The 6974-nt window shown below is 42.1% G+C and carries 6 protein-coding genes; all 6 read left to right on the top strand.

Annotated elements, in window-relative coordinates; genetic code table 11:
* Nucleotides 1-569, top strand: a 569-nt coding sequence (locus tag Q0X77_RS12635) for a dihydrodipicolinate synthase family protein (protein ID WP_297797897.1), incomplete at its 5' end; no start/stop codon positions are given.
* Between the two features lie 11 nt (nucleotides 570-580).
* Nucleotides 581-2164, top strand: a complete 1584-nt coding sequence (locus Q0X77_RS12630; protein WP_297797895.1) for an aldehyde dehydrogenase (NADP(+)) — start codon at nucleotides 581-583, stop codon at nucleotides 2162-2164.
* A gap of 14 nt (nucleotides 2165-2178) precedes the next feature.
* Nucleotides 2179-3186 carry a 4-hydroxyproline epimerase gene (locus Q0X77_RS12625; protein WP_297797893.1) on the top strand — a complete coding sequence of 336 codons (1008 nt, stop codon included), beginning with the start codon at nucleotides 2179-2181 and terminating at the stop codon, nucleotides 3184-3186.
* 1 nt (nucleotide 3187) lies between these two features.
* Nucleotides 3188-4438: an FAD-dependent oxidoreductase gene (locus Q0X77_RS12620; RefSeq protein WP_297797891.1), complete on the top strand. Its 1251-nt coding sequence runs from the start codon at nucleotides 3188-3190 to the stop codon at nucleotides 4436-4438.
* Nucleotides 4439-4470: 32 nt separating this feature from the next.
* On the top strand, nucleotides 4471-5604 hold the full coding sequence (gene galK, locus Q0X77_RS12615) for a galactokinase (protein WP_297797889.1): 1134 nt from the start codon (nucleotides 4471-4473) through the stop codon (nucleotides 5602-5604).
* Between the two features lie 45 nt (nucleotides 5605-5649).
* Nucleotides 5650-6936: a Gfo/Idh/MocA family oxidoreductase gene (locus tag Q0X77_RS12610; RefSeq protein WP_297797887.1), complete on the top strand. Its 1287-nt coding sequence runs from the start codon at nucleotides 5650-5652 to the stop codon at nucleotides 6934-6936.
* Nucleotides 6937-6974 lie beyond the last annotated feature (38 nt).

The raw sequence follows: 6974 nt of genomic DNA, 5'->3' as shown, positions 1-6974 counted from the left end.
CCATTGCCCAAAGTACAGATCTACCTATTATGATCTATAATAACCCGGTGGACTATGGCATTAAAGTCACTCTAGATATGTTTGAGGAAATCCTTCAATGCGACAACATACAGGCCGTAAAAGAATCTACCCGTGATATTTCCAATATTACCAGGATAAAAAACAGATTCGGTGATCGGTTAAAGGTTCTTACGGGAGTAGATACCCTTGGACTTGAAAGTATCTTAATGGGCGCAGATGGATGGGTGGCCGGCCTCGTCTGTGCATTTCCAAAGGAAACCGTTGCCATTTACGAACTGGCCAAAGCAGGCAGAATTGATGAAGCCCTGGAAATTTACCGCTGGTTTCTACCTCTATTGGAATTAGATATTAGCCCACAATTGGTACAAAATATTAAACTGGCTGAAGTTGCCACTGAACTAGGTACAGAAAATGTCAGGGCTCCGAGGTTACCACTTCGGGGAGAGGAACGCCAAAGGGTCCTGAAAATAATAGAAGAAGGAATGAGAACAAGGCCCTCATTACCGGATTATAAGGCCTTGCAGCATTCATCAATGCATACAGCTTAATCAATGGAGATATGATTACAGGAAAAAACTATATTGGCAATAAACAGTCTGGAAAAGGCAGCAAAAAGTACAAGACTTTCAATCCTGAATTAAACCTGGAGAATAAATGGACCTTTTTCGAAGCTACAGAGGAGGAGCTTAATGAAGCAGCAAAACTGGCCTCTGAAGCTTTTGAAAGTTACAGAAATTTTACGGCTGAACGGAAGGCGGGCTTTTTAAGAGTAATTGCTGATGAAATAGAAGCCCTGGGCGATGTACTTATTGAATCGTATTGCCTGGAAAGTGGTCTTCCCGAAGGCAGGGCCAAAGGGGAACGTGGGCGAACCGTAGGTCAGTTAAGAACTTTTGCCAACACTTTGGAAGATGGTTCCTGGGTAGAGGCCAGTATTGATACGGCCTTGCCGGAGAGAACTCCTGTACCCAAACCGGATATAAGAAAAATGCTTTTTCCCATGGGGCCTGTTGCTGTATTTGGCTCAAGTAATTTTCCACTGGCCTATTCCACGGCAGGTGGAGATACGGCTAGTGCACTGGCCGCTGGCTGTCCTGTTATTGTAAAGAGTCATCCCATGCATGCCGGAACCGGGGAGCTGGTAGCATCAGCCATTCTAAATGCCGCGAAAAAAACTGCTATGCCAAATGGTGTCTTTTCTAATTTGAACAGCAGTGGAATAGAAGTGGGGCAGCAACTTGTTAAGCATCCGGTAATCAAGGCAGTTGGATTTACCGGAAGTATAAAAGGTGGTACTGCCTTGTATAAGTTAGCCAATGAACGTCCGGAACCAATTCCGGTCTTTGCAGAAATGGGCAGCATTAACCCCGTGGTGGTACTACCCTCTGCTCTTGAAGAAAAAGGAAATTATTGGGCAGAGCAATACGCGGCATCCATTATGTTGGGAGCTGGTCAATTTTGTACAAATCCAGGACTTATTTTAGGGCTAAAAAGCAAAACCTTAGACACTTTTATCAGTTCACTGGGAAAAGAAATTGCAAAACTGGAACCCAGTTGTATGTTGCATCCCAATATTTATGGTAATTACGAACAAGGTAAGCAAACGGCCGTTGCACAGGCCGGTACCAGATCAATTACGGCTTTTGAAACTGAACCACAACCTTATTTTGCACAACAGCTTGTACTTACAACAGAGGGGGAAAATTTTCTGGAAAACCCTAAACTACACCAGGAGGTTTTTGGACCCTTCTCGATTGTAGTTCAATGTGAGGATTCTGATGAACTTACAAACATTTTGAAACATTTGGAAGGTCAGCTTACCGGTACCATTTTGGGAAATCAGGAAGAAGTAAGCAACCATGAAAATATTGTCGCTGCCTTAGGCAGCCGGGTAGGCCGGATTATTTTCAACGGTGTTCCTACCGGGGTGGAAGTTTGTCCTTCTATGGTTCATGGTGGCCCATTCCCTGCTTCAACAGATAGCAGATTTACAGCAGTGGGTCCTTATGCGATAAAACGATGGGTACGACCTGTAGCATTTCAGAATTGGCCCCGGGATTTGCTCCCGTCAGCGCTTAGAGATGAGAATCCCTTACAAATTTTGCGATTGGTAAATGGCGTTTATACAAATGCAGCTTTATAATAAACTATAAGCCCATGGCTAGGACTACCTTTAACTGCATTGATGCTCACACCTGCGGCAATCCTGTGCGGGTGGTGGCTAAGGGTGGTCCTGTTTTGAAGGGGTCTAACATGAGTGAAAAGCGCCAGCATTTTCTGGAATCCTATGACTGGATCCGCAAAGGTCTTATGTTTGAACCCCGGGGACATGATATGATGAGTGGCAGTATTTTTTATCTCCCCGCAGATCCTGCAAACGACTTGGGCATTTTATTTATTGAAACCAGTGGCTGTTTACCTATGTGTGGCCATGGTACAATAGGATCCATAACCATTGGAATTGAAGAAGGGCTAATACAACCAAAGATCCCGGGAAAAATACGCATGGAGACTCCTGCAGGATTGGTAGAAGTTGAATATCAACAGACAGGTAAAAAAGTGGATTGGGTAAAATTCAATAACGTAAAATCGTTTCTTGCAGCCACTGAATTAAGTATTGAAAGTGCTCATTTAGGCAACTTGGTTTTTGATGTTTCTTATGGAGGAAATTTTTATGCTATTATAGATCCCCAGGAAAACTTTGGAGGACTGGAAAATTACCGTGCTGCTGATCTCATTCAGTTTAGTCGCGAAATTAGGGAGGCTATTAATAAAAAATACCCCAATAGATTTATACATCCTGAAAATGAGACCATCAGAGATGTGAGTCACATTTTATGGACCGGTAAAACAATAGCAACTAATGCCTCGGCCCGAAATGCAGTTTTTTATGGAGACAATGCCATTGATCGTTCGCCCTGTGGCACTGGGACTTCAGCACGTATGGCCCAATGGCATGCTAAGGGCCTCTTGAAACCCGGTGAAGATTTTATCCATGAGAGTTTTATCGGGTCTCAGTTTACAGGACGAATTGAAGAAGTTACTTATTTGCAAAACCAACCGGCAATTATTCCGAGTATTAAGGGATGGGCCAGGGTATATGGACACAATAAAATATACATTGATGATGATGATCCCTTCGCAGAGGGGTTTCAAGTAATTTAATATGAGCAAACGCATAATTATTATAGGTGGAGGTATTTCCGGTCTGAGTTCTGCTTATTATCTCAATAAGGAAGGTCATCAGGTTACCGTTATAGACAAATCCGATATTACTGCGGGAGCTTCTTTTGTTAATGCAGGCTATATTACCCCCAGTCATATAATCCCTCTGGCTTCTCCCGGAATGATCGCAAAAGGTATTAAATGGATGTTTAATTCTTCAAGTCCTTTCTATATGAAACCGCGATGGGACCCGGATTTTTTAAGATGGTCCTGGTATTTTCACAGGTCTTCAACTCATACCAAAGTAGCTAAGGCAATTCCGGTAATCAAGGATATAAATATCTTAAGTCGCAGCCTGTTTGAAGATATTTTTACGTCAGGTGATTTAGGTAAATTCCAACTAGAGCGTAAAGGCCTTCTCATGATGTACAAAACGGACAAAGCAGGCGAAGGTGAAATGGAGGTTGCAGAAAAAGCCAGATTTCTTGGTCTTGAAGTAAAAAACCTTGATACGACTCAGTTAAAGAAAGTGGAACCCAATGTTGTATTGAACGTAAAAGGAGCCATTCATTATGAATGTGACCGCCATACAACCCCTACTGAATTCATGCCCAAAATGGTAAAATATCTCAGGGATGCAGGTGTAGAGATAAAAACCAATGAAGAGGTTAAAGAGATTTCAACTGTCACGAATAAAATTAATCAAATAATAACATCAAAGGCATCTTACAATGCTGATGAAGTGGTTCTAGCAGCCGGTTCCTGGAGTAGTAAAATTTCCAAACTACTAAAAGTAAAACTCCCTTTGCAGGCAGGTAAAGGGTATTCAATTAATGTTAAGGAACATACGGGAATAACTATTCCTGCTGTACTTATGGAGGCCAAAGCTGCGGTAACACCTATGCAGGGTTTTACCCGTTTTGCCGGAACCATGGAATTCTCCGGTATTAATGATACCATAAGAAAAGAAAGGGTTGAAGCCATTGCAAAGGCAGCAAATAGCTATTACCCGGAAATAGAAATAAGCATGGAAGATAAGGCAAATGCCAAAAGCGGGCTTCGCCCGGTAAGTCCTGATGGTTTACCATATATTGGCCGAAGTAACAAATATAACAACCTAATTTTTGCAACTGGTCATGCCATGATGGGTTGGAGCCTGGGGCCCGCAACCGGGAAACTCGTTTCAGATATTGTGGATAACAAAAAACCTGAAATGGATATTACGCCTTTCGACCCGGATAGAAAATTTTAAAGGGCGAATGAAATTAGTTCAATTGACAAATAATGGCTGACAAGTTGGTGGGTAAAGTAATTATTGATTCTCCAGGGAGGATCAATATTATTGGCGAGCACACAGACTATAATCTGGGATATGTACTCCCCACAGCCATAGACAAGAGAATTCGCTTTACCCTTGAAAGGAATAATACGGATACCCACTGTGAAATTAGAAGTAAGGGATATGAAAAGGCACTGGTGGTAGATCTAAAACATATTGCGCCTAGCCATGTGCAATGGGAAAATTACATTCTGGGCGTACTCTATGAAATTTATAGTAGAAGTAAGGAACTAAAAGGCTTTCATTGTGCTATTGAAAGTAATCTGCCGGTTGGTGCCGGGGTCAGTTCTTCGGCTGCTCTCGAATGTGGCCTGGCCTTCGGCCTGAATGAGCTTTTTGCCCTTGGCTTGTCTAAACATGAAATTGTGGAACTATCCCGGGATGCGGAACATAATTATGTAGGTACCAAGTGTGGGATAATGGACCAATTTGCATCAGTAATGAGTAAAAAAGACCATGTGATCTTATTGGATTGTAGAAATATGGAGTATAGGTATGTGCCCTTTGAGATAGCTCCTTACAAATTAGTTTTATTAAACAGTAATGTTTCTCACAGCCTGGCAAGTAGTGAATACAACACCAGAAGAAAAGAGTGCGAAGAAGGGGTAGCTATTTTACAAAAAAAATATCCCTCCGTAGCTTCACTAAGGGATGCCAATCCGAAAATAATCGAGGCTTGTAAAACGTCAATGAACCCCAAAGTCTTCAATAGGTGCAATTATGTGGTGCAGGAAAACACCCGGGTTTTGGATGCCGTAGAAGCCCTGAAAAAAGGTGATTTAGAAAAGCTGGGGGCACTAATGTATCAAACTCATGAAGGTCTTCGAGCTTTATATGAAGTAAGTTGTCGGGAATTGGACTTTTTGGTAGATTTTTCAAAAAATATTCCGGAAGTATTAGGCTCCCGGGTAATGGGTGGCGGCTTTGGCGGATGCACTATCAATTTAGTCCACGAAGATTCGGCCGACTTATTTATTCAATCAATTTCTGAAGCCTATAAAAAGGAATTTAATATTAACCTTAGTTATTTTGAAGGCCATCCCAGTGCCGGGACCACCCTTGTAGAATTTAAGGCTTAAAAAGTGGTGCTTTTTTTTGTACTTTAAAAGTGCAAAAAAACTATCATGAAAGTACCTAAACATAACCGTCGGGAATTTGTAAAAAAAAGTAGCCTGGGCCTAATGGGATTAACCCTCCTTCCTTCCCTGGCAAGGAAAGTAGCCGCTAGTGATCGACTACGTGTGGCCCATATTGGGGTTGGTGGTATGGGAAACAACCATATGAAATGGTTTGCAGGTTTAGATGAGGTAGAAGTGGTTGCCTTATGTGATGTAGATGAACTGCATTTGGCCAAGAGTTTAAAAACTTTAGAAAATCTTCAACCAGGATCTAAAGCGAGTGGTTACAAGGATTTTCGGAGAATATTAGATCGAAAGGATATTGATGCCATTACCTGTGCTACTCCGGATCATTGGCATGCACAAATTGCAACCCTCGCCTTCCAGGCCGGAAAAGATGTCTATGGTGAAAAACCACTTTCATATGATGTAAAAGAAGGGCAAATGATGCTTAAATCCCAAAAGAAATACAACCGTATTTTTCAGTTGGGAACGCAGATACATGCAACCGATAATTACCACCGTGTTGTAGAACTCATCCAGGCCGGGGCTATTGGTAAAGTTCATACTGTTAGGTTGTGGAAAACCGGTGTTCCTCCTAATTTAAAAGAAACAGTAATCAAACCTATTCCTAAAACATTAGATTGGGATATGTGGCTCGGACCTGCCCCTTATGTAGATTATATCCCGGCGAAATGCCATTTCACCTATCGCTATTTTATGGATTATTCCGGCGGCGTGTTTGCGGATTTCTGGTGCCATATAGCCGATGTAGTTTACTGGGCCATACAGCCAAAAGGCCTGAAACATATTTCAGCCAGGGGAGAAGAAGCAGATGGGATAGCCAATACCCCAAAATGGATTGATGTGGACTACGAATTTGAGGACCTTAAGCTATTCTGGACCTCTACACCTCCTAATGTTCCCGGTGCGGCCGAAAGAGGGATAGGGGCTTATTTTGAAGGCGACAAAGGCTCCCTGATTTGTGATTATGAAACCCGGGAGATTACCATCAACGGAGAAACAGTTACGGATATTCCCGAAATTGCTAAAACCCTTCAGCGTTCTCCCGGCCACCAGCAGAATTTTGTGGATGCAGTGAAATCACGTAATCCTTCAGAATCTAATCTGGCCTATGCCAGGGAGATGACACTGCCCATGCATTTGGGATTGATCTCATGGCAGCTAAAAAGAAAACTCGAATGGAATGCCGAAAAAGAAAAATTTATTGGCGATAAAGAAGCAAATAAGATGCTCTCTAGAAAACCCAGGAAAAAATGGGATTTATCCTGACCCAAAGAAATAAACATAATAATCCTTTAGAAAAATAA

This window comes from uncultured Eudoraea sp. (assembly GCF_947258925.1).
Lineage (GTDB): Bacteria > Bacteroidota > Bacteroidia > Flavobacteriales > Flavobacteriaceae > Eudoraea.
Note: the sequence above shows the minus strand (reverse complement) of the source record. Positions and strands in the feature narration are given on the sequence as shown.

What these genes read in the sequence shown, in the direction of transcription:
- Q0X77_RS12610 (WP_297797887.1), top strand. Translation starts at nt 5,650, where the DNA reads ATGAAAGTACCTAAACATAACCGTCGGGAATTTGTAAAAAAAAGTAGC.
- Q0X77_RS12620 (WP_297797891.1), top strand. Translation starts at nt 3,188, where the DNA reads ATGAGCAAACGCATAATTATTATAGGTGGAGGTATTTCCGGTCTGAGT.
- Q0X77_RS12630 (WP_297797895.1), top strand. Translation starts at nt 581, where the DNA reads ATGATTACAGGAAAAAACTATATTGGCAATAAACAGTCTGGAAAAGGC.
- Q0X77_RS12625 (WP_297797893.1), top strand. Translation starts at nt 2,179, where the DNA reads ATGGCTAGGACTACCTTTAACTGCATTGATGCTCACACCTGCGGCAAT.
- galK (WP_297797889.1), top strand. Translation starts at nt 4,471, where the DNA reads ATGGCTGACAAGTTGGTGGGTAAAGTAATTATTGATTCTCCAGGGAGG.